The sequence below is a fragment of the Hymenobacter sp. IS2118 genome (assembly GCF_000715495.1).
In the GTDB taxonomy this organism is placed as follows: Bacteria; Bacteroidota; Bacteroidia; order Cytophagales; family Hymenobacteraceae; genus Hymenobacter.
On the sequence record NZ_JNLX01000128.1, the window covers coordinates 45,125 to 70,469 of the forward strand.

Consider the following 25,345-nt stretch of genomic DNA (forward strand, 5'->3'; position numbering starts at 1 on the left):
TAATTTGCTGCCATGGACGACCTGCGCACCACGCTACTAACGCTTGGCCCCGACGAACGCCGCGACTTCGGCGTATTCATTCAGCGGCAGCGGCGCAAGGCGGCCGGCCGGCAAGACTCGCGCCTCTACGAGCTGCTGGTGCAGGCCAAGGAGCTCAGCAGCCCCCAACTAATTGCCCGGCTCTACCCCGAAGCGCCCAACCCGGTGGCCTACTACGCGCTACGCAAGCGCCTGCTGCGCCACCTCACCGATTTCCTGCTGCTTCGCCAGCGGCAGCTCGATACCACGGCCGCTGCTTCGGTGCGCGGGCAGCTCACGCTGGCCCAGTACCTCTTCGAAGCCGGCATTCCGCGCCTGGCCTGGAGCACGCTGCGCAAAGCCGAAAAGCTGGCCCACGACAACGAGCAGTACGAACCGCTCAATGCCGTGTACAACCTGCAGATTCAGTACGCCAACTCGCCGCACGCCGAGCCGCTGCCCGAAATAATTGCCCGGCGCCACAGCAATAAAAAAGCGGCCGACGAAGAAGAGCGCGCCAACATTGCCGACAGCCTGCTGCGCCAGCGTCTGGGCGAGGCCCGCAAGCGCGGCCGCGCCGGCGAACCGCTCGACACCCTCATGCACGATATTTTGGGGGAGTACGACTTGCAGGAGGCCTTTGCCCGGTCGCCCTCGCTGCTTTGCCGGCTCATGTCCATTGCCCGCAGTGCCATGCTCGTGCGGCGCGATTTTGCCTCCTTTGCCGTGTTCATCGAGCGCTGCTACCGTCTTATGGAGCGGCGCCACGGCTTTGCGCCCGCGCAGCGCAGCTACCAGCTGCGGCTGCTCTACATGCTGGCCCACGCCTTGTACCGGTCGCGCCACTTTGCCCGGTCGGTCGCTTATCTGGAAGCGGGGCGGGCACTGCTGCAAGGGCCCGACAACCGCAAATTTGCGGAGTTTGGGCCGCGGTTTACGTTTCTGCTGGCGGCTAATCTGGCCTTTCTCCAGCGCAACTCCGAGAGCATTGCCCTGTTGGAGCAGGCGCTCACAACCACGCCGGCCCTGCCCATGATGGAAGAGCTGACGGCCCGCCTGCAGCTGGTATTCCACTATTTTGCCGAGGGCAACTTCAGCAAGGCCAACTACACCATGCTCCGGTTGGGCCGCACCGACCACTGGCTCGAAGAACAGCTGGGTCTGGAATGGCTGCTGAAAAAAAACCTGGGCGAGATGCTCATTCAACTGGAGCTGGGGCACGAAGACATTGCCCTTGGGCGCATTAAGGCCATCGAGCGCCGGTTGCTGGAACAGTTCCCCGGTGGGCTTGCGGAACTGGAGGCGCCCGCTACGCTGGACGCCGCGCTGGCCGGCGGCCCCTACCATTTCGTGCTCAAATACCTGGGCCTGGTGCGCGACCTCATCAACGACCCCGCCTTGGTCCAGCGGCCGGCCTTTGCCGAGCGGGTAGCGGAATTCCCCGCCTTCCTACCCTCGGAGCGCGAAGATTTGCAGGCCATGAGCTTCTATTCCTGGCTGCGCGCCCGCCTGCTCGGCCGGCCCTACTACGAGGTGCTATTGGAAGTGGCCGAACTCTAGTATCAGCCCGAAAAAGCCCGTTCGCAGCGTGCGAACGGGCTTTTTAGGAAGTGTTCCGGCTGGCTGCTACTCGCGGTTGGCGTCTTTGATGTTCTCTTTGGTTTGGTTGGCGGAGCGTTCGGCGGCCCGGCCCATGGCTTCCATCTTTGATTCGAGCTTTTGGCCGGCGGCATTCATCTTGTTGCCGGCCTGGTCCATTTTCGATTCGAGCTTTTCGCCCGCCGCGTCCATTTTCGATTCGAGCTTCTGGCCGGCGGCTTCCATTTTTTCGCCGGCTGCGTTCATTTTCGATTCGAATTTTTCGCCGGCGGCTTCCATCTTCTCTTCGGCCCGTTCAAGGTCGGCTTCGGCGCGGTCGGCGGCGGCATTGGCGGCAGCTTCGGTGTTCTCGGCAGTGTTGTCGGCGGCGCGCTGCTCGGTTTCGGTGCAGGCGGTGGCAGCCAGGGCCACGGCGAGTGCGACAAATAAGGTTTTCAGAGTCGATTTCATGTGGGAAATTGGATGAGGTGGCAGGATGCCGTTTAATGAAAAGCGGGGCCGCAAGGTAACCCAGGCGTCCGTTGATGGGCAATGGCACCGGGGTCTGGTAGCGGCCGGGTCAACTTTTATTCGTCACGTTAGTATAGTTATCTTGTAACTTATTACCCCCTTTTCCATGGATTCGACCTCCGCTACACCGCAACCGCCCGTCACGCACGAAGTGCCCATGGCCGTGACCGACCAGCAGAACACCGCTCTGCTCGACGACACCCTCACGTTTCTTTCGGCCAGCACGCCCACCAATGCCGGCCCTCAGGGCCGCGTTGAGCTTGAGCGCTGGACCGCGGTGTTAGCCTCTACAGACCGGGCGGGCCTGGCCAAAATCAAGCAGGGCCTTCAGCAGCTCGACGAATTGCTGAGCGATGCCAAGAGCCCCGCGCACGACATTGCCGAAGTACTGGCTACTCTGGGGGCCGAAACCGCCAAAGTTGCCGAGGATGCTGGCGGCGAATACAGCGCGCCGCTCACCAACCTGAGCAAGCTGCTCATCCGGGCCGGGTCGTCGCTTTCGCGATAGATACGGCCGGACTGGGTTCACTAACCGCCGTAGCGCGAACTTTGTGGCCCGCACCACCCCACCCGTCTGGCTTGTGCCACGGGGGCGGCGGTGCGGGCCACGAAGTTCGCGCTCTTTTTTATGTCCCAGCTCACCCCCGCCGACCTCCTTCCCTACGACCCGTTCGATGGCATGCGGTTCGGTCCTGAAACCTGTTTTCTCAGTGGCCAGCCCGTTGGGCCCGACGACACCGTTCCCGTTTTTGCGGACTGGCTCCAGGCCCGCTACCAGTTGGCCGAGCGCCCCATGCAGCTCCTCGACCAGCGCACGGTGCAGTTTCGCGACTTGCGGCTGCCGGCCAGCGCCGCCGTGCGCCAGCGCATTGCCGAGCTGGAGCGTAGGGTGGAGGCCGCCGCTGCCCAGGGCCCGGCGGCTCTGCGCGCCCTCGGCGATGATGCCCTGTACCTGTGGATGGGGAAAATGTTCTACGGCATCTTCATCACGGAGCTGCTGAACGAATTTGAGCCCCTGATAAAACCCAAGTATCCGTTGGCTGAAAACGCGGCCTTGGTGCGGCGGTTCCAGGCGTTTTTTCAGCTGCTGCAAGGCCTGCGCGTGCCCACCGAATACGCCGATTTCGTGCCTGGTTCCGTGTTTGTGTTGGAAACTGATTCGACTGAGGACGTTACGCCGTTCGAATACGACGACGACCTGAACACCCTCGTTTTTAGTATCAAACTCGATAAAACCGTGCTGGTGGCCTGTCTGGTCGATATTGGCCTGATTGGCCAGGCCATGGGCAAAGTGTACGCCGACGCCCGGCGGCCACTGCATCCGGTGCAGGTTGCCGAGTTCAAGGCCCGCGTGTACTACGCCGCTCACCTGCTGCACGTCGTGCCCGACATCTACCCGCGCCACCCCCGCCCCGGCGATACCACCATTGTGTTCGACGCTCTCATCGACGATGTGACGGGTGCCATTTTCAACCCCTGGGAAAACTCCGCTTACACCCAAACCCTGGCCGAAATGTGGCAGCGCTGGCACATCACGCTGGCCGATGTAGTAGCCAAACCCGCCGAGCCCCTGAGCCTGTTGTACGACGAGGCCGGCGAGCCCAAGCATCTCCCTCACTGGCCATCGGTTGAAAAGGAAGCCTGAGGCTCGTGCGTGAGCATATTTAGTACAGGACTTACGCCCTCAGCCGCTGGCGCGCGTCTCCGACGCGTGGCTTGCTGGCTTGGCGTTCCCAAACGCCGTCAGTCGCACCGTCTCGTCTCGTTGGCCCCGCGCGTTGGAGACGCGAAACCAGCGGGCAACGCGTCAGAGACGCGCGCCAGCGCCTGAGTGCGTAATTTCTACAGTAATCACATGAAGGATTCTTTTGAAAATCGTCAGTCTCTCCCACTCCGCAGCAAGAGCGCTGTGCCTGGCTGGGGCCGGTGGATGACATTAATCGGTTGGGCCGCGCTGGCCGCTTCGCCGCTACTCAGCAGCTGCCTTAAGCTCCTCAAGCCCCCGCACGATTTCAGCCACTATACCCCCAGCCCCGCGCCTAGTTACGCCGATAGTAGCAACTGGGCCGCCCTGCCCACCCGCCCGGATGCCGCGGATGAGGTGCCCCGCAAAACTGCCCTGCGCGACCAGCAAGCTACCGCCGCCGCCGACGTATTCTTCGTCCATCCCACCACCTACTACTGGCGCAAAGCCTGGAATGCCAGTCTCAGCAACCGCCGCGTCAACCGCTTCACCGACCGCAGCACCATCCGCAAGCAGGCCAGCGTGTTTAATGCCGCCGCCCGCATCTATGCGCCGCGCTACCGGCAGGCCACGCTCTATTCCTTCTTCGATTCTACTGCCAACACCAGCGGGACCCAGGCCCTGAATCTCGCATATACCGATGTGCGCGCCGCCTTCCAATACTACCTCGCGCACCATAACCAGGGCCGTCCCATCATCATTGCTGGCCACAGCCAGGGCACCGACCACGCCACCCGCCTGCTACACGAGTTCTTCGATAATGACCCCAAGCTGCGCCGCCAGCTTGTAGCCGCCTACCTCATCGGCTTCAAAGTGCGCCCCCGCGAGTACCAAACCATCCGCGTCTGCCAGGATTCGCTCGAAACCGGCTGCTTCGTCACCTACAACTCGGTGGCTACCGGCAACGAATTCCCACTCTTCCAGTCCTACGCCGTCACCAATCCCCTCACCTGGACCACCGACACGCGGTTGGCCCCCGCCCGCCTCAACCGCGGCGGCGTCAGCCAGCGCTTCAAGCGCATCGACCCGCACGTAACCGATGCCCAAATCCACGACGGTCTGCTTTGGGTCACCCCGCCCAAGCCCGGCGGCTACCCGCGTTTCCTGCTCCCCGGCGAGTTCATCCTGCGCCATTCCTTCCACATCGCCGACTACGGGCTGTTCTACATGAATCTGCGCGAGAACGCCCAAGCACGGGTGCGGGCGTGGCAGCGCACCCGCCGATGAAACGGCTTCACTACTCGTCTTTCGGGCGTTGCGATTACGTTTGGTCTGTAGCGTATTTTCCAAAAAAAACAAAATTTCGCTACAACCGTGTAGCAAAATTTTGTTTTTTTGGAAAATACGCTACAAGATTTTTCATCCTGTAGCTTACATTTTATTCTACCTGAACCTGTATGGGAACGCCCAGGCGCGGGCGTGGGTGTGGCAGAAAGCATCAAAGCAATGAAAGACCTTAAACAATTTTCCGTTGACGATGGAGTAGCCATTGGCTTCCATTACCAGGCTGGGAAAAGCATTGCCATTGATTTTGATGGTTGCTACAGCATGGAGAGCAAAAAGTATTTAGATGGGCTCTGCTCACTCACTGTAGAAAACTGGGCCAGTGCTACAGCCATACATCTAAATCTAGATGGCGATGGAAAAGAGCGTCCATTAGAGAGTGTATTGGGAATTATTGATATGGTACTCGCGATAGAGTCGGATGAAAGCTCACTACAATTGTGGGTAGAAACTATTGATAGTCGATATCTACTTCTAAAATTCAGGAATGCCGTTGCAGGGTTCACATTCCCTGAAGTTGAATAAAAAAGCCCCGCCGGCATAATGCCAGCAGGGCTTTAACTTTAGCAGTCAGCCGCAATTAAGCGCCGATAGCCACCCGCTTGAAGTCCGAAACCGTCATGCCTTTCGACTTGCTGTCGAGCAGCTGGGCGATGGTCATCGAGGTGTCCTTCACGAACTCCTGGTTCAGCAAGGTGTTGTCCTTGTAGAATTTGTTGAGCTTGCCCATGGCAATTTTCTCCAGCATCGCCTCGGGCTTGCCTTCGGCACGCGCCTGCTCTTTGCCTACTTCAATTTCGCGCTCAGCAACCGAAGCGTCCACACCGTCTTTGTCCACGGCAATGGGCTTCATGGCTACGATTTGCATGGCTACGTCGCGGCCCACGGCAGCAGCGTCGGCGTCGCCTACGTTCTTCAGGCCCACGAGTACGGCCTTCTTGTTGTCGGAGTGGATGTAAGAAGCCACTTTCTCAGCGGTCAGCGTGGCGTAAATTACCTCCAGCTTCTCACCGATTTTGCCCATCAGGTCGGTCACGTGCTCCTGAATGCTGGTGCCATCGGCGGCGTTGGCAGCCATAACGTCCTCCTTCGTGCCAGCGTCGATGCGCACGGCCGTGTCCAGAATTTGCTGAGCCAGCTCGCGGAAGTTAGCCACTTTAGCTACTGATTCGGTTTCGCAAGCTAAGGCTACCAATTTGCCTTTGGTGCCGTCTTCGCTCACGCTCACCAGCACGAGGCCTTCCGAGGTTTCGTTTTCGGCGCGCTTATCAGCGATTTTCTGGCCGTGCTTGCGAAGAATGTCGCGGGCAGCTTCGAAGTCGCCATCGGCTTCCACCAGGGCTTTTTTGCAATCCATCATGCCGGCACCGGTCATGGTGCGGAGCTTGTTTACGTCTGCGGCGGTAATAGCGGCCATTGGATGTAGGGTTTTGTAATGTTGAAATTGAATGGTCAAATCCCCCTCCTTACCAAGAAGGGGAGCAAAATAAAAAGGGAACCTTCGGAGCCTAGGCTGCGCGAAGGTTCCCTTCTTTCAAAGAGCTAAGAAGGGCTTATTCTTCGTCAGCAGCCGTTTTTTCAGCAATAGCAGCCTCGTCGGCTTCTTTGCGGTCGGCGTCTTCTTTGTCAACTTTGCGCTCCGACAGGCCGTCTTCGATGGCCTTGCCAATCACGCTCACGATGAGCTGAATGGACTTCGAGGCATCGTCGTTGGCAGGAATCGGGAACTGTACCAATTCGGGGTTCGAGTTCGTGTCGCAGATAGCAAACACGGGAATCCCTAGTTTGTGGGCTTCTTTCACGGCGATATGCTCGCGCTTCACGTCGATAACGAACAAAGCAGCCGGCAGGCGGCCGAGGTCGGCGATACCACCGAGTACCCGGTCCAGCTTGGCGCGCTCACGCGTCATCATCAGCTTCTCACGCTTGGCGAGCGCGGCGTAAGCCGTGTTCTCTTTCACCATCTTGTCGATGGTGGACATCTTCTTCAGGCTCTTGCGAACCGTGGCGAAGTTGGTGAGCATGCCGCCCAACCACCGGTCGGTCACGAAAGGCATCTTCAAACGCTCGGCTTCGGTGGTTACGATTTCCTGCGCCTGCTTTTTGGTGGCCACGAACATGATTTTGCGGCCGCTCTTCGCGATGTTGCGAATAGCAGTGGCAGCATAATCAAGCGAAACCAACGTTTTGTTGAGGTCGATGATGTGGATGCCGTTCTTCTCCATGAAGATGTACGGCGCCATTTTGGGGTCCCACTTGCGGGTGAGGTGACCAAAGTGGGCACCTGCGTCGAGCAGGTCCTTATAAGTCGTCTGAGCCATGATAGTATCCTCCTGGTTTTAGCGTTTCGAGAACTGGAACGAGCGACGAGCCTTGCGCTTGCCGAATTTCTTGCGTTCCACCATGCGCGGGTCGCGGGTGAGGAAGCCTTCCTTCTTCAAAGCAGGACGGGTTTCTTCGTTGTCGCTCACGAGCGCCTTGGTGATTGCCAGACGGATAGCCTCGGCCTGAGCCGAAATGCCGCCGCCTTTCACGTTCACCTTGATGTCGTACTGGCCGACTTGCTCAAGAATTGCCAGGGGCTGGTTGACCACGTTCTCCAGCAACTCGTTGCTGAAATACGCCTTCATGTCCCGGTCATTGATAGTGATATTCCCTTGCCCGGCCTGCATGTAAATGCGGGCCACCGAGGTTTTTCTTCTACCAGAGGTGTTGGTAATTGCCATTAGTGGAAAAATTGTGAGGTAAGCTTTAGCTTGCCGGATAGCAAGCCGTTGTAAAAAGCAGGTACCCGACACGGCAAGCTAAAGCTTACCGCACGTGGACCTACAGGTTTTTGAGTTCGATAGCCACGGGCTGCTGCGCCTCGTGTGGGTGCTCCATGCCCGAGTACACGTACATGTTGCGGTACTGAGCGGCACCCAGCTTGTTGCCTTGCAGCATGCCTTTCACAGCGTGCTCGATGACGCGACGCGAGTCGCGGTCCATCTGCTCGCGCACGGTGCGCCGCTTCTGGCCGCCGGGGTAGCCCGAGTGAGTGATGTAGACCTTTTCGGTCATTTTCTTGCCCGTTACGCGCAGGTTGTCGGCGTTGAGCACGATGACGTTGTCACCGCAGTCCGAGTTGGGCGTAAACGAAGGCTTGTGCTTGCCACGCAGAATGTTGGCAATCTGCGAGCAAACGCGGCCCAGCGGGGCTACGCTGGCGTCTACGATAACCCAGCTCTTCTGGGCGTTGGCCTTATTGACGTGGGTCGTCTTGAAGCTCAGGTGGTCCATGAGTCGAAAAAAAGGTATGCTAAACTATTGAATAAGAGTTCGAAGCCGCTACGGCTCCGGGAAAAACGGACACAAAGGTACTGATTTATCGGCAAATAGCCAAGCGTGGCGGAGTAGTTTTTCCGGGGGGCGTCCTGTTCCTTAAGCCAGTGGAAGTGGGCCAATCAGTGCTCAAGCGCACAAAAGCGTACTTTTAAGCCCTATTGCTGCACTTATGACCTTGCTTGAAGCCCGTTCAGATTCTGCTATCACCGACCGCCGCGCCCGGTGGCTACTGGCCGGTTTGCTGCTCTTATCCGTCGTAGTTGCCTTCGTCACCACGAGCACCTATGATTCCGGCGACAGCATCAAACACTATCTGTTTGCCCGCTATGCCCCCCAGCACCCGCTGAATTACCTGGATTCCTGGGCTAAACCGCTATTTACAATCCTGGCATCGGGACCAGCGCAGGCCGGGTTTATGGGCATGAAGCTGTTCCAATGCGGGGTGGTGGCACTGTCGGCATGGTCGGCTTACGTGGTGGCGCGGGCCCTTCGCCTGCCCGCTCCCGAGCTAGTGATACTATTTGCCTACGCGGCGCCCGACTATTTCCTCATTCAGTTTTCCGGGCTCACCGAGCCGCTCTTCGGGCTGGTGCTGGTGGGCGCGGTAGCGCTGGCCCTGACGAACCGGCCGGGCTGGTCGGCCGCGCTTATTTCCTGGCTGCCCTTTGTGCGGTCCGAGGGCTTTATTCTGATTGGGCTGTGGGTGGTGTACTTAGCGTGGCGACAACAGTGGCGTTACCTGCCGCTGTTGGTGCTGGGCTACGTGTTGTTTAGCGCGGTAGGCGCGTTGGCGCTGGGCGAGGCGGGCTGGGTGTTCAGCCGCAATCCCTACGCCACTATATCTTGGTACGGCCACGGCAATTGGCCCCATTTTGTTTTCAGCCTGCCGGGCTTGTTGGGTTGGGTGCTGCTGCCGCTGGCCCTGACCGGGGGCGTGCGTATGCTGCGCGACTGCCTGCGGCCGGAGCGCCGCCAGCGCCCTCTGTTCAGCGCGGAGCTGCTGCTCATCTACGGCAGCATCACTGTTTTTATTGCCGCGCACACTGTTTTTTGGGCCCTTGGGCTGTTCAACTCGTTTGGTTTGACGCGCGTGCTCACCGTGACCACGCCGCTTTTTGCCGTGGTGGCCCTCAACGGCCTGGCGTGGCTAACCGCGGGTGCCCGACTGCCCGCCACGCAGCGCCGCGTTCGGCGGGCGGTGGTGGCGGCCGTGGTGCTCTTTCCATTTCTGGGCACGCGACAGGGTTTCCGGTGGCAGCGCGATTTTACCCGTCTGCCCGACCAGGAAGTGGCGGAAAACGCCGCCGCGTGGCTACGCAAAACCTACGGCCTCGGCACCCGGCCGCTCGCCTACGAGTTTCCTTACGTGGCCTTGGCCACGCAGCACGACTTTTTCGACCCCCAGGCCCGTCCGGTCCTGAACATTCGTAACGTTAGCCAAGTGGCGATGCTGCCCGTGGGCACGCTGGTGGTGTGGGACAATTGGTACGCCCGTGCCGAAGCCAACGTACCGTTGTCCCAGCTTCAGTCCGATGCCCGTTTTCGGGAGCGCTGGACTGAGGCCCGGCCGCGCAATCGCTCACGCCCCGAGGGCGACAGCACCCGCATTATTGTGTTTGAGCGGGTGCGATAGGGGCTATTTATTGGTTTTGGCGCAGGGCTTCCACCAACACCCGGAAGTCTTTGGGGTAAGGGGCTTCCACGGAAATTTCCTCGCCATTTAAGCCTGAAAACTGGAGCTGCATGGCGTGCAGAGCAAAGCGCTTAATGAACGGCTGCTCTTCCTCGCCCTGCTTCAGGTTGAACTTCTTTTTGAGCGTCGACAGGAAAAAATCCTCGCCGCCGTACAGCGTATCGCCCACAATGGGCGCCTGCAAATACATGAGGTGCAGGCGAATCTGGTGCATGCGGCCGGTCACGGGCTCGCAAAGGATGAGCGAGTGGCGGGTGAAGTTTTCGAGCGTAGTGAAGTGGGTTTCGGCCGCCTTGCCCTTGTAGGCAAGCCGGGCCTTGCCACGCGTCGTGTTTTCGATGCTGCGTTCCACCACTTCATCCTTAAACTGCGGCGTGCCCCACACCACGGCGTGATACTGCTTTTTCACCTCCCGATTCTCGAATTGCATGGCGAGGTGGCGATACGCCTCCGGCGTTTTGGCAAAAGCCAGGGCCCCGCTGGTTTCACGGTCGAGGCGGTGCGCGGCCTGAATGTCATCGTAGCTCTGGCGGGCCAGGCGCAGCATGTTGGGCGCACCGCCCACCCGCTCGTCGAGCGTGGCCAGAAATGGCGGCTTGTTGACGACGAGGTAATCGTCGTTTTCAAAAATAATGAGGTCGGAGAAATCGGGAAGCTTCATAGGAAGCCCCAAAGGTAGCCGGTAAGGGATTGGGGCGCGGCTGGGCCGGTGCTTTAATCGGGCTGATTCCTCCGGTGCTAGCCTGCCCCTTTGGGCTTGCCCAGCTTGAATTCGAGCGTGGTGCCCTCGCCGATGGTGCTTTTCACACGAATGTTGGACTTGTGCGCCTCCACGATGTGCTTGCTGATGGCGAGCCCCAGACCGGAGCCGCCGGAGTCGCGGGAGCGGCTTTTATCGATGCGATAGAAGCGCTCGAAAATGCGGGCCTGGTGCTCGGGCGCAATGCCGGCCCCATCGTCGCGCACGGCAATGCGCACCGCGCGGCCGCTTTCGGTGAGGGCTACCACCACGCGGCCGTGGTCACGGCCGTATTTGATGGCATTGTCAATCAGGTTCACCAAAACCTGGCGAATGCGGTTGCGGTCGGCCACGACCGGAATTTCGGTTTCAGCTAGCGTTGGTGGAAACAGCTCGAGGATGGTGCCGCGGCGAGCGGCCTGCTGTTCCAGTAGCTCAAAAATTTCGCGCACCAGCACTACCAGGTCGAACCGCTGGCGGCGCATGCGCACCACGCCCTTTTCGAGCTGGGCAATGGTAATCAGGTCCTGCACCAGCTCATCCAGGGTGTCGAGGCTGGTGGCCGCTTTGCTGAGAAACTTGCGGCGGGTGGCAGGGTCGATGTCGTCCTCCTCATCGTCGAGAATGGTGTGCACAAAACCCTGGGCGGCAAAAAGCGGGGTTTTGAGCTCGTGCGACACATCGGCCAGAAACTCGCGCCGCAGGGCCTGCAACCGCACCAGCTCATCCAACTCCTGCTGGCGCCGCTCGGCCATGAGCAGAATCTCGTCGCGCACCCGCTTCACCGGCTCCGGCCGGAATAGGAATTTGTTGCTCAGCTGCTTGAATTCTTTGCGCTTAATGTGCTCCAGACCCGCATAAATGCCATTGATTTCCCTGAAAATCAGGGCTTCAAATGATAAATAAACCAACAGGAAACACGCCGCCACCGTGATGCCCGCTGCCAGAAAAGCTTCCCGAAATGGCAGTGCCGGGCCAAAGTGCGCGTAGGCCGTGAGCACACCCGCCACCAGCAGCGAAATAAGCAGGGCAATGGTGCGGGAAGAGAGGTTCATATATTGATGTGAAAAATGTGCGGAATATGGGAAATGTGAAAATGCGTTGCTTCACTGAACTTGCAATTTCCAATATTTCCCACATTTAGCATATTTTTCACATTAAACTCAGTCTGCATTAAACTTATACCCCACGCCCTTAATGGTTTGGATGTGGTGGTCGCCCACTTTTTCGCGCACTTTGCGCACGTGCACATCCACGGTGCGGGCCAGCACGAATACGTCGTTGCCCCAGATATTCTGGAGCAGCTCCTCGCGGTTGAAAACCTTGTGGGGCGAGGCGGCCAGAAAGGCCAGCAGCTCGAATTCCTTCTTGGGCAGGGTGATTTTCTTGCCGTCCTGATACACGGCAAATCCGGTGCGGTCGATGCGCAAGCCGTTGATGTCGATGGCGTCGATGGCGGCATGGGGGTCCTGGTCGCGGCGTTTCACAGCGGCCAGGCGGCCGAGCAGGGCGCGGGGCTTGATGGGCTTCGCGATGAAGTCGTCGGCTCCGGCTTCAAACGCGGCCACTTCCGAGAATTCCTCGGCCCGGGCTGTGAGAAACAGGATGTAGGTTTCCTTAAATTTGGGTTGCTCGCGCAGCAGGCGGCAAGCGGCAATGCCATCGAGGTTGGGCATCATCACGTCGAGCAGGATGATGTCGGGATTGAACTCGGCGGCGACTTCCAGGGCCATGCGGCCGTCGCTGGCGGAAGCGGTGCGGTAGCCCTCCTTTTTCAGATTGAACTCCAACAGCTCAACAATATCCGGGTCGTCGTCCACGACCAGAATCTTATACACGGGCGTTTGGGGAGTAGTCACGGCAGTTGGGCTTAGGTGAAGCAAGGCGTTGCTGCTGCAAAAGTACCGCTTGCCGGGCCGAGGCTATGTTACGATTGTATGACCATAGATTTAGCGCACCTTGTTCAGCGGCCATTTCAGTCCCTGGTATCTCACCATGTCCACCTTCACCGTTCCCACAAACATTTCGGCCTGAAACAGCACCGGAATCTTGTTCCGGTCATCGGAGAGGTACACGGAAATGGCATTCTCGCCCCGAAACAGCTTGTTGTTGGGCATTTTTGGCACCAGTTTAAAAGTGTGCACGTCGCCAGCCATGGTTTCTACAATCTGCCGGCCCTTGTAGGTGACTTCCAGCATGAAATTGTCGCCGTCCAGAAAACCGGGCACCTTAATGACTTCGCCCACGCGCATCTTGTTGAAATCGAACGTGCGCAGGTAATAAAAGCCGCTCACCAGCTCCAGGGTGTTTTTGGCCACCTTCACGGTGGTGCGTTTGGGCTTGGTTTTGCTGTGGTTCTCTACCTCGGCCAACTCATTGACGTGGTCGTAGGTGACGGTTTCCTTCTTGCGATAGTTCTTCTCGGCAATGTCGCGCTGGGAGCGCAGGGGCAGGATGCTGGTCGTGTCGATGTAGGCGCGCCACTGGTCGCGGATGCGCAAAAAGAAGTCGAACGAGCCCGTGGTGCGGCCGCTCACGGTGGCCTTATAGCACGGCCGGTCGTTCACGCGCTCCAGGCCGGGGGCCGTTTCCACTGTGGCCTCGCCGCCGTTGATGAGGCCGTAGTGCACCGTGTAGCGGATAACCTCGCCCCGCCCGAAGCTGGACTGCGGAATGCTGCGCACAGCATCGCCGGGACCCAAAGCCGGAGGCGCGGCCGCCAGCAACAGCAAAAGAGCGGGAATAAAAAGGAGCCAGCGGCGAGTCATAGGTTATACCAAATGGAGAGAGCCAGCCTAAACAAACGCGGTGCCAGCCTCGGAATCCTCAAATATACGGACGTAAAAAAGCCCGCTACGAGAGATAGCGGGCTTTTTAATAACCAATTGTGAGTTATAAGTTTAGCAGCAACGGGTTTCAACTCACAACTGCCAGTTCATAACTCATAACTAATCTTACAGGGTGTCTTCGCCGTCTTCCACGATGGTCAGGTCCACCGGAATCACGTCGGTGTCGCCCTTGGCCATGTCGCGGATTTTCTTCTCGATTTCGGCGGCCAGCTCGGGGTTGTCGAGCAGCAGGGTTTTTACGGCCTCGCGGCCCTGGCCAATCTTGGTTTCGCCGTAGTTGAACCACGAGCCCGACTTGCCGATGATGCCCATATCCACGCCGAGGTCCACAATCTCACCGACTTTGGAAATGCCCTGGCCGTAAATGATGTCAAACTCGACCACCTTGAAGGGCGGCGCGACTTTGTTCTTCACCACCTTCACCTTGGTACGGTTGCCAGTCACATTGTCCTTGTCCTCCTTAATCTGGCCGATGCGGCGAATGTCGAGGCGCACCGAAGCGTAGAATTTCAGAGCGTTACCGCCGGTCGTGGTTTCGGGCGAGCCGAACATCACGCCGATTTTTTCGCGCAGCTGGTTAATAAACACGCAGCAGCAACCCGTTTTGTTGATGGTGCCGGTGAGCTTACGCAGCGCCTGGCTCATGAGGCGGGCGTGCAGGCCCACTTTCGAGTCGCCCATGTCGCCTTCCAATTCGCCTTTCGGCACGAGGGCAGCTACGGAGTCAATCACAATAATGTCAATCGCGCCGCTGGAAATCAGCTGGTCGGCGATTTCGAGGGCTTGCTCGCCGTTGTCGGGCTGGGCAATGAGCAGGTTGCTGGTGTCGATGCCCAGCTTCTCGGCGTACGATTTGTCGAAGGCGTGCTCGGCGTCGATAAACGCCGCCATGCCGCCTTTCTTCTGCGCCTCGGCAATCATGTGCATCGTCAGCGTGGTCTTACCCGACGATTCCGGGCCGTAGATTTCGATAACCCGGCCGCGGGGCACGCCGCCAATGCCGAGGGCAATATCGAGCGAGAGCGAACCCGTGCTGATGCTCGGAATATCGCCCACTTTGTTGTCGGAGAGTTTCATCACCGTGCCTTTGCCGTAGGCTTTGTCCAGCTTATCCAGCGTGAGCTGGAGAGCTTTCATTTTTCCGGCTGCGGTGCTGAGGTCGCCGGCTTCTGCTTTTTCAACTTTGTCGGCCTTGGGAGCCGCTTTGGTAGCTAGTGCCATGTGGGGGTGTTTAAGAAAAACGGGTTAGGTTTGGTAAAGTTAACATTTTTGGCCGGGTCGCAATCGAATAATTCTATTCCTTGGTGGAGGCCCCAAACGGGCTGTTTTGCGGCGGCTTTTTCTAACACAGCACCCGGTGGATTCGTGCCCTGGAAAGGGGAAATATATGGGGAATTATCTAAAAATATTAGTTGGCCTTGTGGCTCTGCTAATTAGAGTGGGAGAGGCGCGGGCGCAGGTCGATAATTCTACTTTCTACAAACCTAACCCTGGCGAAGTATTAGTTGGCGAAGCTTCTCCTAACGGTGATGTAGGCAACATTGGTCCTACAACTCAGCCAACAGGTGGGGATGTGAGGTTAAGCTTGCACTCGTTCACCTTCTTCAAAAACAATGAGTACTTCAATAAGATTGTGGACGGCTACACGTTGTTTGGCACACAGTTAAACCCTCAGTTGGTTTATTACCCCACCAAGGATTTACGCCTCGAAGCAGGCGTTTTTCTGTGGAAAGACTTTGGCAACCCGCAATTGCAGCAAGTGCGCCCCACTTATCGCGCCACTTGGACTAAGGACAACCATCAGTTCATGTTGGGAAACATCCGGGCTAATCTTAATCATGACTACATTGAGCCGCTTCTCAATTTCGAGCGGGTGATACTGAATCCGTTGGAAGAAGGCTTGCAGTACCGGTACCTTGGCAATAGGCTGTTCCTGGACGTGTGGGTGGACTGGCAGCGCCAGCAGTACCGCAACAGCAACTTTCAGGAGGAAATAGCGGGTGGGCTAAGCGGGAGCTACCGAATCAGCGGTGACAACAGCAACTGGCAAATAACGCTACCTTTTCAACTCACGGCAACTCACCGCGGTGGGCAAATCGACACAGTTGATAAGCCCTTGCAGACGTTGGTAAACGAAGCAGCCGGAATAGGGGTGTACCGTCCTTTAAATGGTGGCGTACTTCGGGCTGTCCGCTTCAACGGCTACGTGCTCGGCTTCCAAGATAACTCTCCGACCCAGGGCCAAAACCCCTTCAAGTACGGCAACGGCTTTTACCTGAACACCACGTTCGAAACCCGCTACGCGGATGTGATGCTGAGCTACTGGCGCGGCTCGCGCTTTATCGCGCCGCTGGGGGGCGACTTGTACCAGAGTGCCTCACGGACGGTATCAAACTCGGCGTTTCTGGACCGTGAGCGGCGGATTCTGCTGGTGCGACTACTGCGCGATTTCCGCATTTCGGATGCCGCCGCGCTTACGGTGCGCGTGGAACCGGTTTACGACTTCAACGCCAAGCTGCTGGACTACTCCTTTGGGGTGTACCTGAATTTCCGGCAGGAATGGCTGCTGGGCAATGTGAGCCAGCGGGTGCGGGTGGGGCAATAACGTGGCATAAGCTTTAGCTTGTGCGTCGCAACGTTGCCACGCACAAGCTGAAGCTTATGCCACATCGCGCACGAGCCAGAAGCGGCAGATATCGGCCAGCGCGTCGGAATTGCGAAACCAGTGCATCCGTTTGGATGGCGGCTCCAGCTGGAAGCCGGCGGCGCGGGCTACGGCCTGCCCGCGCCCGTTGTGGGCGTAACAGCGCACCAGCAGGCGCTGGCTGCCCACCGATTCAAACCCAAAGGCGATGGTAGCCAGCAGGGCTTCACGGGCAAAACCCTGTCCCTCGGCCGCGGCGGCCAGGTAGTAACCAATTTCAGCCTGCCCCTTCAGCTGCGGCATGAGGCAGATGTCGCCCACGTATTCGGCCGTGGCCCGATGCCAGATACCGAACACGTAGAAGCGGCCGGTGCGCCAGTCCTCAACGAAGGCTCGTAGAGAAGCCACGGCATCGGTGGGCTCGCGCACGGCCAGCAGGCGGTCAGGGAAGGAGGACTGGAGACGGGCGCGGTTGGCGTGCAGCAGCGCGAAGAAGTCGTCGGCATCGGCCGGCTCGTAGGGGCGCAGGCAGAGGCGTTCGGTATAGAGCGGGGCGCGGGGCAGCATGGCAGCAGAATACGAAAAAAGGGCCGCCTCTGTGCCCAGAAGCGGCCCTTTCGAAAGCATCAAAAACGCTATTTGTTTGCGCCCACGTACTGGCTGGGGCTCCCTAAGGCCTGCTGCGTGCGCATCACGTTCACCTGCCGGGCTGCCTCGTTGAAAAACTCCAGGCGGCGAATCAGCATTTCCTTTATCAGCACGCGGCCTTCGGGCGTGCGCATGGTGCCGCGCTTGTCGGCCAGCACGCGCGCCATGGCGGCCAGCGTCTGGCCCTCATGCTTCATAAACTGCTGCTGAAACTCAGCCAGCCGGGCCACGCCGGTGGCGCTGAGCACAAAGTCTTCGCCCGCGCCCTGGTTTAGCACTTCGCACAGCACGTACACTTCGATGGGCAGGCTGGTTTCAAGGGCCGTGGTGCGTAGCTCAAGGCCGGCCGCCAGGGCGTCGAGGATGATGCGCACGTTGCGCTCAAATTGCTGATAGTAGGCTTGGGCTTCCACTAGTGAAGGGTTGAATGTTGAGGGTTGAGTTTTGAGTTTTAGGCTGAAGGCGCTTGGGGCATTCAACCCTCAACATTCAAAACTCAGCATTTCTAAAGTAGTTCTTTCACAATCTGCTCTACGCCTATGCCTTCGGCTTCGGCTTTGAAATTGCGCACAAGGCGGTGGCGCAGAATGGGCACCGCAACGGCGCGCACGTCCTCAATATCGGGCGAGTATTTGCCGTTGAGCAGGGCGTTGCATTTGGCGCCCACCACAAGGTGCTGCGAGGCCCGCGGGCCGGCGCCCCATTCCAGCAGCTGGTTGGCGCGGGGGGCGGCGCGCTCGGTGTTGGGGCGGGTTTTGTGCACCAGGCTCACGGCGTATTCCACCACGTTATCGGCCACGGGCACGCGCCGTACCAACTCCTGAAATGCCTGAATGTCGGCCGCGTGCAGCACTTTATTCACCGTCTGCTTGCGGTCCGACGTGGTGTTGCGCACGATGCTCAGCTCCTCGGCGTAGCTGGGGTAGCCCAGCTCAATGTTGAACATGAATCGGTCGAGCTGGGCTTCAGGCAACGGGTAGGTGCCTTCCTGCTCGATGGGATTTTGCGTGGCCAGCACGAAAAACGGGCGCGCCAGCGGGTAGCGCTGCCCGGCTACGGTCACCGCGTATTCCTGCATCGATTCGAGCAGGGCGGCCTGGGTTTTTGGCGGCGTCCGGTTGATTTCGTCGGCCAGAATTATGTTAGCGAATACGGGGCCTTTCACGAAGTGAAAATCCCGCTGCTGGTTCATGGTTTCTGAGCCCACGATGTCGGAAGGCATCAAATCGGGCGTGAACTGGATGCGGTTGAACGACAGGTCCAGCGAATCGGCAATGGTCTGAATCAACAGGGTTTTGGCCAGGCCGGGCACCCCAACCAAGAGGCTATGGCCCTGCGAAAACACGGCCGTGAGCACCAAGCGCACCACTTCGTCCTGCCCCACGATGACTTTGCCGATTTCCTGGCGCAGCTTCTGAAAGGAGGCGGCCAGCGCATCGGCGGCTTCTTTGTCGTTCATCATGCTCGGTTAGTTGTCAGTTATTAGGTGGCAGTTGTTAGCACGCTACTCGAAGTTAAGCTGTGAGCCCAGCCCGACAACCGATTACGAGTAACCGACAACTAGCGCTCAGCTACGTCCAGCACTTTGCACTGGGCATATTCCGGCGCGATTTCCAGGTACACGGTACCCCGGTTTTGCAGGAACCACTCGTCCAGGGCTTTGTTGCGCTTTTCGTTGAGCGCGGCCGCCGCAATTTTCTGGTAGTCTTCCTGCAGGTTGGCCTGGTGGGGCGCGGTGTTCGATTTCAGCCACAGGATGCGCATGGCGTCCTTGCCGTCGTCGGTGCGGTAGGGCAGGGGCGGGGTGATGCTGCCCACTTTCATCGTGTCGATAGTGAAGAAAATGGCCGGGTCCAACTTGTCAAGGGGCAAGCGGGTGCCGCCGTCCTGGCGGTTCTGGAGCAGACCGCCGTTGCCACCGGTGACTTTATCAGTCGAATTTTCTTTGGCCGCTTTGGCAAAGGTGATGCTATCGGACAGAATCTGACGGCGCAGTTTGGTCAGGGTTTGGGCGGCGGCGCTGGCGTCGGCCGTGCCCGTTTCGGGCTTCAGCAGAATGTGCCGCGTCGAAAACGTATTGCCTTTGCGCTCAATGAACTGAATGAGGTGGAAGCCGAACTGCGACTGCACCACCGGCGAGAGCTGGCCCGGCTCCAGTTTCATGGAAGCCGCCTCGTACTCCGGCACCAGCTCGCCCCGCTTGAAAAAGCCGAGGTAGCCGCCTTCTTTGGCCGAGCCGGGGTCCTGGGAAAATTCCTTGGCCAGCGTCGCAAAATCGGCGCCGCCTTTAATCTGTGCCCGCAGGTCGTTGAGCTTGGCCAGGGCGGCCTGCTTGGCTTTGTCGTTCACCTGCGCCAAGATGATAATCTCGCCCACTTCCACCTCCGTGCTGAAATAAGGCAGGCTGTCCTTGGGCACTTTGCTGAAATACTGCGCCACCTCGCGCGGCGTAACCGCCACTTTGCTGGTGATGGTTTGCTGCATTTCCTGCTGCGTGAGCTGGTCTTTCACCTGGGGCCGCAAGTCATCCTTCAGCGCTTTGATGGACTTGCCATACTGCTCTTCCAGACGTTTTTCGGAGCCAATCTGCTGGGCAAAATAGGCCATGCGGCGGTCGACTTCGCTGTTCACCCGCTGGTCGGTCACGGTCACGGAGTCCACCTCGGCGCGGGCCAGCATCAGCTTGTTCAACACCAAGCTTTGCAGGATTTTGCACTTCAAATCAGGTGGTAGCGGCTTGCCTTCGGCGCGGGCTACTTCCTGCAAGTACACGTTTTCCACGTCGGACTGAAGCACGATTTGATTGTCCACCTTCACCACGATGCCGTCGAGCAATTGCTGGCCTTTGGGCCGGGTAATGCCCAACTGGGCGTGGGAAGCGGGCGCAAAGCCCAACAACAATAGCAGGGTAAGCAAAGCCGACGTTGCGGCGCGATTCACGTTAAAAAGCATAGAGTAGTAATGTAAAGCCTAACGGCCCAACGCCGGAGCTTGAGCCACGGACGCCTAACACGCGAACGGGCCCGCAAATTTCACGATAAATCCGTGGGCAGACAAAAACAAGGAGTTCGGGCCGCATCCGAAGGTTGCAATGGTGTCCGAAAGACGCCTGCGGGGCGTTGGCAGCGAGTAGTTTACATAAAACTACTCACTGCCAACGCCCCACTGCTGCACTTCTATTTCGTGATGAGCTTATTTACCTCCGCCTCGTTTACCTGCACAGGGCGGGTTGCGCGCATTTCCGTAATCCACTCTTTTTCCAGGTACGTCTGGTAATCGGAAGTAGCTTGGCCACGGGCTTCGGCCAGTGTTTTAGGGCCGGCGGGCAGCATCTTGTCGATGATGACAGTATTGTAGCGGCCGTCTTTGGGCAGCGTGTAAGTGCCCGGCCCCTTGGGCAGCAGCTCATCCACCAGCTTGTTTTCGCCCTTCTGGAACACCTTCTGGGTTATCTGCACCGACAACGGATTCTTCAGGTTCAACTCGGCTTCGATGGCTTCCGGGCTGCCGGTCACCAGGGCCACCTGCACGCCCGCAGTGCTGGCAGCCGTTGGGGCCGCCTTGCTGATGCGGCTGGCCGGCACGCCCCGGCCCTGCAAATAAGTAGCCGCCGATTCGGCGCGGGCGCGGGCCAAGCTGGTTTTTTCACCCTTTTTCACGCGGCCCGTGAGGGTAACGCGGGCCAGGGTGTCTTGCAGCATGCGGTCGGCTAGTTCTGCCAGCGCCTGGCCGGCAGCTTTGCCCACGGTGGCCGTGCCGGTGCCGTAAACTGCCGTTTTAGGGAGGTTCCTGGTAACCGGGAAACGGGCTGTCGTCAGCTCTTTCTGAGCCCGGACCAGCAGGGCCGGCGTAGCGGCGCTGATGACGGTGCCCTGCACGCGCGGCTCCCACTGGTACTTGTCCTGGTTGGCCGCGAAGTAGTTTTTCAGGCCCACGGTGTCCTCAATGGCCTTGCTCCATACTTTCTCATCCATCAATTGGAAGAGCAGAATGCCGTCGCGGTATTCCTTCACCAGCATGCGGTAGTCCTCGTACTTGGCTTCGAGGTTGTTCTTTTCGAACTCGGTCAGCGACTGCTCCACGTACTGGTCGTAGAGCTGCTGCATGGCAAAGGCCGGCTCCGCACCCGCACGGGGGCGCTGGTTTTGTTGCACAAAGGTCAGAAAATCAGCTGCGTAGTAGGGCTTGTCTTTGATGGTGAACAGTAGCAGCTTGCCCCCGCTTGCCTTCGCCTGCGCTGGTTTCATGCCCTCGCCAAGCGCCATTTGGTACTTGAACCGGCCAGCTACCAACGACGTGTCAGCTTTGCTGAAAACGTAGACTTTGGCCGCCGGAATCTCCATAAACTGGTTCTCCTGGCGCACCCGCTTCAGAAAAGCAGTTTTATTGAGCTCCGAGCGCGAGTCCTTGGCGACTTTGGCCTTCAGGGTTGGTTCCATGTCGGCAAACTGGGCCAGGGGCTGGCGCTCAATCAGCTTGATGACGTGCCAGCCGTAGGGCGTCTGGACCGGGGCCGCAATGTCGCCGGGCTTTTGCAGCTTGAAAGCCACCTCCTCAAATGACGGAATCATACGGCCCGTGCCGAAGGGCGGCAGCTCGCCGCCGTTAGGTGCCGAGCCCGCGTCTTCCGAGAACTGTGCCACGAGCTTTTCCCAGTTTTCACCCTTTTTCAGGCGGCTGTACAACTCGTCGACTTTCTTCTTGGCCGTAAGCGAATCCGCCGTCGGCGCGTTGGGCGTCATGCGAATCATGAGGTGGGCCACCTTGATTTCGCCCTGTGCGGCCCGCTTGTCGTTCACCTTAATGATGTGGTAGCCAAAACGCGTGCGAATGGGGGCCGAAACCTCACCCACGGGCGTGTTGTAAGCCGCCGACTCGAACGGATACACCATCTGCATGGCGGTGAAATAGCCCAGCTTGCCATCATTTTCCTTGGCCGAAGGGTCTTCGCTCAGGGTGCGGGCCAGCTGCGCAAAATCGGTGCCGCCCACTACCTGCTGGCGAATGCCCTGGATTTTCTGGAAAGCGGCCAGCGTGTCCTGCGGCGTGGCATCGGGCGTAACGCGAATGAGAATGTGCGAGGCGCTTACTTCTTGGCTCATGCGGGCGTAAGCCTCGCGCACGAGCTGGTCGGTTACGCTTTTTTCGGTGAGGTAGGGCTGGGCCAACTGTTGGCGGTAGCCGTCGAGCTCGCGTTTGAAGGCCTGCGTGGTATCGAGGCCGCGCTGCTCGGCATCCAGTACCTTGAGGCGGAAGTTGGTGTACAGGTCCAGGTAATCGGTCACGCTTTGGCGGGTGCCATAGTCGGAGGCCGTACTGTTGTTTTTGCGGTAGACGTAGGCAAACTCATTGGCCGGTACCGCGTAGTTTCCCAGCGTTTCGACAACGGGCCCGGTGGCAGTAGAAGCAGCGGCAGCCGAAGCAGCGGGTTTAGCGGCCTGACAGCCAGCCAGCAGTGTTACGACGGCCGTGCCGGCGTACAGAATGCGTTTGTGCATAGGAACAGATAGGAGACGAAAGCGCCAAAAAGGGGAGTTGGAATGGCGCGGGCATAAAAGTACCAGTGCGAAATTAACTAATTTTTGGAGGGAAACGAAGCAAGTAGAATGCCTTCGCCGCTGTTTTGGAGATAGATTGAAAAAAACGTCGTGCCGGGTAGGACCAAAAGCATATTGCCGCGCAACCAGTTCACGGAATGGACTGGCTGCGCGGCAACGGTGCTTGGGCTTCGCCCAGCGCGACGCGCTGTTGGGGCTTTCTCGTTAGGCCAGGTGCTTGCTCAGGTGGCAAACGGTGTGGTTGCCGCGGGTAAAAAATTCTACCTTATCCATGAGCCGGTTCACCAGCGTCATGCCCATGCCGCCCTTGCGTCCCTGGCGGATGTAGTCCCGCAAATCGGGGTTTTGGTGGGCTTCCGGCAGGTAAATGGTGTCGCCGTTGTCCGCGATTTGCACGTTCAGCTCCCGCTCGCTGAGGTCTATTTCCAGGTCCAGAAATTGGTTTTCATCCTCACCATTGGCATGGATGATAAAATTAGCCACCACTTCATCCACCGCCAGTACCACTTGGTTAATGGCCACTTCGGGCAGCTGCCGGTTGCTGAGGTAATTCCGCACAAAGTCACGCACCTGTTGGAGGTGGATGCGTGAGCAAGCAATGCGGAGAGCAGACTTCACTTCGGAAAGGGTGAATGTTGAGGGTTGAATGCCGGGGGTGAATGCTGGGGGTTGGATGTTGAGTTAATGAAAACGACGCTCTCATTAACCCCACATTCACCCCTCAACATTCCTGACTTTCTACGCGGCTTCCGCTTCGGTGGCGGTGGGCACGATGGTCATCAGGGCATCGAGCCCCAGAATTTCAAACACGTTGAAAACTTTTTCCTGCATGTTGAAGAATACCAGTTTCACATTGGCATCCTGAAACCGCTGCAGGTGCGAAATAAATACCCCCAGGCCAGCCGACGAAATATAGCTAAGCTTGGCACAGTCGACTAATACCTTGCGGTAGTCGAGAATATCGGGTTTTGCTAGCTCAGTATCAAGAACAATGGCGGAGCTAGCGTCCAGCTCGCCGTCCAGCAGGAGGGTGAGCGTATCGGCGGTGGGTTGAGCGGTAACTTTCATAATGAGAACGATACGTCAGGCTCACTGTGGGGGTTGAGCGGACTTGAATTTTATAACCAACAGGGTCTGGTCGTCGTGAATGGGAAAGCCGTGGGTAAAGCCATTCAAGTCGGCAAGGATGAACGATTTAATGTCGTCGGCTTCCTGGAAATAACTTTCTTCCAGGCGCAGCTTGAGGCGGTCTTCGCCGTACTCGTCGGTGCCGTCGCCGCCGCGAGCCTCCACGATGCCGTCGGTATATATCACCATCACATCGCCGGGGCTGTAGTCGTAAAACTGGTTTTTGATGTGCTTTTCATAGTTCTCGTTTCGAATAATTCCGAGGCCGAGGCCCGTAGATTCGAAATAGAACACTTCCTCGCGCAGGGCGTGGTAGTAGAGCGTGTGGCAGTGTCCGGCGCGGGCAAACACGAAGCCGCCCTGCTCATAATCGATGATGTAGAGCGAGGAGGTGATGAAGGAAGACTTTTCGAGGCAGTGGGTGAGGGCGGCGTTGGCCTGGGCCATGAAGCGGCTGGGCACTGGGAATTTGTCGCGCTCGTTTTTGGCCAGCGGGTTTTCCTGCATCAGCGAATGGAAAATCCCCTTCATCTGGGCCATGTGGAAGGCGGCCGTCACGCCTTTGCCGCTCACGTCGCCGATGATGACGGCCAGCCGCCGGCCGGGCAGGTGCAGGAAGTCGTAGAAGTCGCCGCCCACTTCCTTGGCCGCCAGCGAATGCGAACTGATTTCGAACCAGTTGTCGGTGGGCAGGTTCTTGGGAATGAGGCTGTCCTGCACCTGGGAGGCAATCTTGAGTTCCTCCTGCGTGCGCTGATTTGCCAGCGAAGTTCGCACCAGCTCCAGGTTTTCGATGCTGAGTACCGCCTGGCTGGTAAAGGTTTGCAGAATGCTCAGGTCTTCGCCATCGAACGTGTTGGGCTCGGCCTTGAGCAAGTAAAGCGTGCCGTACTCGAAATGCAGGCCCCGCAGCGGCAGCTGCAGCAGTGAGCGAAAGCGCTGCTTGGTACCTTCAAAGCCAGGTCGTAAATTGAGGTCGTTGGTGATGTACTCATCGTCCGGCGGCGTATAGCTGCTCAGGTGTCTACGCAGCTCTTCGGCCTGCGCCGGTAGGATATTATAATACTGAATGACTTCGGCGGCTTCGACCTTAACGTGGTCCGGCAAAAGCACCAGCCAGGCGGCATCGGCCTTCACCGTTTGCACCGCCGACTCCAACAGTATGCTGTACACTTCGCCGGAAGTTTGGCCATGCTGCACAATTTGCACCAGGCGCTGCAGGCTTTGAAGCTCCATCTGCCGCGGCGCGGTGGCTTGGGGAGGGGCCACTACGGCCGCGGGCCGGGCGGGCGGGCGGGTAAACAGCTGCCAGAGGATACCCATCAGGCCCGTCATGGCTGCCAGTAGCATCCAACTCGACACTGGCGTAGCTGCCAGCCCCATGCCTACGATGTTGGCTACCACCAAGCTAATGCTCAGCAGCGTGAAGGCAAAACCAATATACAGCAGCGGATGACGCACGGATAGGACTACGAATAATACAAAAGCACCAGCCTGTTGCATCTTGGCAGACGCCCAACCGGCATGCAAGATACTATTGCCTATCGAAATTCAAGTGTACGATTTTGGCCTGTGCAATAAGGGCAGCGCCAGCATAAGCCAACGCT

At 58.5% G+C, this 25,345-nt stretch carries 25 protein-coding genes; 7 read left to right on the top strand and 18 right to left on the bottom strand.

The genetic code is table 11. From position 1 onward, the window contains the following. Nucleotides 1-12: 12 nt before the first annotated feature. Nucleotides 13-1,578, top strand: coding sequence for a hypothetical protein (locus tag GM79_RS11260; RefSeq protein ID WP_035563774.1), 1,566 nt, complete (start codon nucleotides 13-15; stop codon nucleotides 1,576-1,578). A 66-nt stretch (nucleotides 1,579-1,644) separates the two neighbouring features. Here GM79_RS11260 and GM79_RS11265 read toward each other — a convergent pair whose 3' ends face one another. Continuing rightward, complete coding sequence (locus tag GM79_RS11265; protein ID WP_035563776.1) at nucleotides 1,645-2,067, bottom strand: hypothetical protein; 423 nt, start codon at nucleotides 2,065-2,067, stop codon at nucleotides 1,645-1,647. A 166-nt stretch (nucleotides 2,068-2,233) separates the two neighbouring features. Between GM79_RS11265 and GM79_RS11270 the strand changes: the two genes are divergently transcribed. The 4 genes from GM79_RS11270 to GM79_RS24920 all read left to right on the top strand — a co-directional run bounded on the left by GM79_RS11270 (nucleotide 2,234) and on the right by GM79_RS24920 (nucleotide 5,680). After that, the gene (locus GM79_RS11270; RefSeq protein WP_035563778.1) at nucleotides 2,234-2,635 is read left to right on the top strand and encodes a hypothetical protein; all 402 of its coding nucleotides are present in this window, start codon (nucleotides 2,234-2,236) and stop codon (nucleotides 2,633-2,635) included. Between the two features lie 120 nt (nucleotides 2,636-2,755). Beyond that, the gene (locus tag GM79_RS11275; protein ID WP_035563876.1) at nucleotides 2,756-3,772 is read left to right on the top strand and encodes a hypothetical protein; all 1,017 of its coding nucleotides are present in this window, start codon (nucleotides 2,756-2,758) and stop codon (nucleotides 3,770-3,772) included. 285 nt (nucleotides 3,773-4,057) lie between these two features. After that, the gene (locus GM79_RS11280) at nucleotides 4,058-5,098 is read left to right on the top strand and encodes a DUF3089 domain-containing protein (protein ID WP_051718794.1); all 1,041 of its coding nucleotides are present in this window, start codon (nucleotides 4,058-4,060) and stop codon (nucleotides 5,096-5,098) included. A 108-nt stretch (nucleotides 5,099-5,206) separates the two neighbouring features. Further along, a complete protein-coding gene (locus GM79_RS24920; RefSeq protein ID WP_152559958.1) occupies nucleotides 5,207-5,680 on the top strand; it encodes a hypothetical protein in 474 nt (157 codons plus the stop codon). Nucleotides 5,681-5,735: 55 nt separating this feature from the next. Here GM79_RS24920 and tsf read toward each other — a convergent pair whose 3' ends face one another. From tsf to rplM, 4 genes are all read right to left on the bottom strand, one after another. Beyond that, nucleotides 5,736-6,572, bottom strand: a complete 837-nt coding sequence (tsf, locus tag GM79_RS11290) for a translation elongation factor Ts (RefSeq protein ID WP_035563784.1) — start codon at nucleotides 6,570-6,572, stop codon at nucleotides 5,736-5,738. A gap of 136 nt (nucleotides 6,573-6,708) precedes the next feature. After that, nucleotides 6,709-7,476 carry a 30S ribosomal protein S2 gene (gene rpsB / locus GM79_RS11295; RefSeq protein WP_035563786.1) on the bottom strand — a complete coding sequence of 256 codons (768 nt, stop codon included), beginning with the start codon at nucleotides 7,474-7,476 and terminating at the stop codon, nucleotides 6,709-6,711. Between the two features lie 18 nt (nucleotides 7,477-7,494). Continuing rightward, nucleotides 7,495-7,881, bottom strand: a complete 387-nt coding sequence (gene rpsI, locus GM79_RS11300) for a 30S ribosomal protein S9 (RefSeq protein ID WP_035563789.1) — start codon at nucleotides 7,879-7,881, stop codon at nucleotides 7,495-7,497. A gap of 100 nt (nucleotides 7,882-7,981) precedes the next feature. After that, entirely contained in the window at nucleotides 7,982-8,434 is a 453-nt protein-coding gene (gene rplM, locus GM79_RS11305) for a 50S ribosomal protein L13 (protein WP_035563792.1), read from the bottom strand. 214 nt (nucleotides 8,435-8,648) lie between these two features. On the opposite strand from rplM, the gene GM79_RS11310 reads away from it, so the two are divergent. After that, a complete protein-coding gene (locus GM79_RS11310; RefSeq protein ID WP_035563794.1) occupies nucleotides 8,649-10,112 on the top strand; it encodes a hypothetical protein in 1,464 nt (487 codons plus the stop codon). Between the two features lie 7 nt (nucleotides 10,113-10,119). Here the strand turns inward: GM79_RS11310 and GM79_RS11315 are convergent, their stop codons facing one another. The 5 genes from GM79_RS11315 to recA all read right to left on the bottom strand — a co-directional run bounded on the left by GM79_RS11315 (nucleotide 10,120) and on the right by recA (nucleotide 14,897). Next, a complete protein-coding gene (locus GM79_RS11315) occupies nucleotides 10,120-10,833 on the bottom strand; it encodes an RluA family pseudouridine synthase (protein WP_035563797.1) in 714 nt (237 codons plus the stop codon). Nucleotides 10,834-10,910: 77 nt separating this feature from the next. After that, entirely contained in the window at nucleotides 10,911-11,966 is a 1,056-nt protein-coding gene (locus GM79_RS11320) for a sensor histidine kinase (protein ID WP_035563800.1), read from the bottom strand. A gap of 108 nt (nucleotides 11,967-12,074) precedes the next feature. Continuing rightward, on the bottom strand, nucleotides 12,075-12,770 hold the full coding sequence (locus GM79_RS11325; RefSeq protein ID WP_200875601.1) for a response regulator transcription factor: 696 nt from the start codon (nucleotides 12,768-12,770) through the stop codon (nucleotides 12,075-12,077). Nucleotides 12,771-12,860: 90 nt separating this feature from the next. Further along, nucleotides 12,861-13,679 carry a DUF3108 domain-containing protein gene (locus tag GM79_RS11330; RefSeq protein WP_035563803.1) on the bottom strand — a complete coding sequence of 273 codons (819 nt, stop codon included), beginning with the start codon at nucleotides 13,677-13,679 and terminating at the stop codon, nucleotides 12,861-12,863. Between the two features lie 186 nt (nucleotides 13,680-13,865). Further along, nucleotides 13,866-14,897: a recombinase RecA gene (gene recA / locus GM79_RS11335; protein ID WP_035563887.1), complete on the bottom strand. Its 1,032-nt coding sequence runs from the start codon at nucleotides 14,895-14,897 to the stop codon at nucleotides 13,866-13,868. Nucleotides 14,898-15,333: 436 nt separating this feature from the next. Between recA and GM79_RS11340 the strand changes: the two genes are divergently transcribed. Then, complete coding sequence (locus tag GM79_RS11340; RefSeq protein ID WP_035563806.1) at nucleotides 15,334-16,365, top strand: hypothetical protein; 1,032 nt, start codon at nucleotides 15,334-15,336, stop codon at nucleotides 16,363-16,365. A 54-nt stretch (nucleotides 16,366-16,419) separates the two neighbouring features. Here the strand turns inward: GM79_RS11340 and GM79_RS23010 are convergent, their stop codons facing one another. The 8 genes from GM79_RS23010 to GM79_RS11380 all read right to left on the bottom strand — a co-directional run bounded on the left by GM79_RS23010 (nucleotide 16,420) and on the right by GM79_RS11380 (nucleotide 25,199). Further along, entirely contained in the window at nucleotides 16,420-16,971 is a 552-nt protein-coding gene (locus GM79_RS23010) for a GNAT family N-acetyltransferase (protein WP_051718796.1), read from the bottom strand. Nucleotides 16,972-17,039: 68 nt separating this feature from the next. Next, a complete protein-coding gene (locus GM79_RS11350) occupies nucleotides 17,040-17,465 on the bottom strand; it encodes a hypothetical protein (protein WP_035563809.1) in 426 nt (141 codons plus the stop codon). Nucleotides 17,466-17,557: 92 nt separating this feature from the next. Next, nucleotides 17,558-18,514, bottom strand: coding sequence for an AAA family ATPase (locus GM79_RS11355; protein ID WP_035563811.1), 957 nt, complete (start codon nucleotides 18,512-18,514; stop codon nucleotides 17,558-17,560). 98 nt (nucleotides 18,515-18,612) lie between these two features. Continuing rightward, nucleotides 18,613-19,992 (bottom strand): peptidylprolyl isomerase, encoded by a 1,380-nt coding sequence (locus tag GM79_RS11360; protein WP_235184044.1) that lies wholly within the window; start codon nucleotides 19,990-19,992, stop codon nucleotides 18,613-18,615. 236 nt (nucleotides 19,993-20,228) lie between these two features. After that, the gene (locus tag GM79_RS11365; protein WP_035563814.1) at nucleotides 20,229-22,550 is read right to left on the bottom strand and encodes a peptidylprolyl isomerase; all 2,322 of its coding nucleotides are present in this window, start codon (nucleotides 22,548-22,550) and stop codon (nucleotides 20,229-20,231) included. 264 nt (nucleotides 22,551-22,814) lie between these two features. After that, entirely contained in the window at nucleotides 22,815-23,228 is a 414-nt protein-coding gene (locus GM79_RS11370; RefSeq protein ID WP_035563818.1) for an ATP-binding protein, read from the bottom strand. Between the two features lie 120 nt (nucleotides 23,229-23,348). After that, nucleotides 23,349-23,678, bottom strand: a complete 330-nt coding sequence (locus GM79_RS11375; protein ID WP_051718798.1) for an STAS domain-containing protein — start codon at nucleotides 23,676-23,678, stop codon at nucleotides 23,349-23,351. 21 nt (nucleotides 23,679-23,699) lie between these two features. Next, a complete protein-coding gene (locus GM79_RS11380) occupies nucleotides 23,700-25,199 on the bottom strand; it encodes a PP2C family protein-serine/threonine phosphatase (RefSeq protein WP_161787164.1) in 1,500 nt (499 codons plus the stop codon). Nucleotides 25,200-25,345 lie beyond the last annotated feature (146 nt).

Excerpts from the sequence above, each read along its gene's own strand:
- GM79_RS11260 (WP_035563774.1), top strand. The coding sequence starts at position 13 with ATGGACGACCTGCGCACCACGCTACTAACGCTTGGCCCCGACGAACGC.
- GM79_RS11265 (WP_035563776.1), bottom strand. The coding sequence starts at position 2,067 with ATGAAATCGACTCTGAAAACCTTATTTGTCGCACTCGCCGTGGCCCTG.
- GM79_RS11270 (WP_035563778.1), top strand. The coding sequence starts at position 2,234 with ATGGATTCGACCTCCGCTACACCGCAACCGCCCGTCACGCACGAAGTG.
- GM79_RS11275 (WP_035563876.1), top strand. The coding sequence starts at position 2,756 with ATGTCCCAGCTCACCCCCGCCGACCTCCTTCCCTACGACCCGTTCGAT.
- GM79_RS11280 (WP_051718794.1), top strand. The coding sequence starts at position 4,058 with ATGACATTAATCGGTTGGGCCGCGCTGGCCGCTTCGCCGCTACTCAGC.
- tsf (WP_035563784.1), bottom strand. The coding sequence starts at position 6,572 with ATGGCCGCTATTACCGCCGCAGACGTAAACAAGCTCCGCACCATGACC.
- rpsB (WP_035563786.1), bottom strand. The coding sequence starts at position 7,476 with ATGGCTCAGACGACTTATAAGGACCTGCTCGACGCAGGTGCCCACTTT.
- rpsI (WP_035563789.1), bottom strand. The coding sequence starts at position 7,881 with ATGGCAATTACCAACACCTCTGGTAGAAGAAAAACCTCGGTGGCCCGC.
- rplM (WP_035563792.1), bottom strand. The coding sequence starts at position 8,434 with ATGGACCACCTGAGCTTCAAGACGACCCACGTCAATAAGGCCAACGCC.
- GM79_RS11310 (WP_035563794.1), top strand. The coding sequence starts at position 8,649 with ATGACCTTGCTTGAAGCCCGTTCAGATTCTGCTATCACCGACCGCCGC.
- GM79_RS11315 (WP_035563797.1), bottom strand. The coding sequence starts at position 10,833 with ATGAAGCTTCCCGATTTCTCCGACCTCATTATTTTTGAAAACGACGAT.
- GM79_RS11320 (WP_035563800.1), bottom strand. The coding sequence starts at position 11,966 with ATGAACCTCTCTTCCCGCACCATTGCCCTGCTTATTTCGCTGCTGGTG.
- GM79_RS11330 (WP_035563803.1), bottom strand. The coding sequence starts at position 13,679 with ATGACTCGCCGCTGGCTCCTTTTTATTCCCGCTCTTTTGCTGTTGCTG.
- recA (WP_035563887.1), bottom strand. The coding sequence starts at position 14,897 with ATGAAAGCTCTCCAGCTCACGCTGGATAAGCTGGACAAAGCCTACGGC.
- GM79_RS23010 (WP_051718796.1), bottom strand. The coding sequence starts at position 16,971 with ATGCTGCCCCGCGCCCCGCTCTATACCGAACGCCTCTGCCTGCGCCCC.
- GM79_RS11355 (WP_035563811.1), bottom strand. The coding sequence starts at position 18,514 with ATGATGAACGACAAAGAAGCCGCCGATGCGCTGGCCGCCTCCTTTCAG.
- GM79_RS11365 (WP_035563814.1), bottom strand. The coding sequence starts at position 22,550 with ATGCACAAACGCATTCTGTACGCCGGCACGGCCGTCGTAACACTGCTG.
- GM79_RS11375 (WP_051718798.1), bottom strand. The coding sequence starts at position 23,678 with ATGAAAGTTACCGCTCAACCCACCGCCGATACGCTCACCCTCCTGCTG.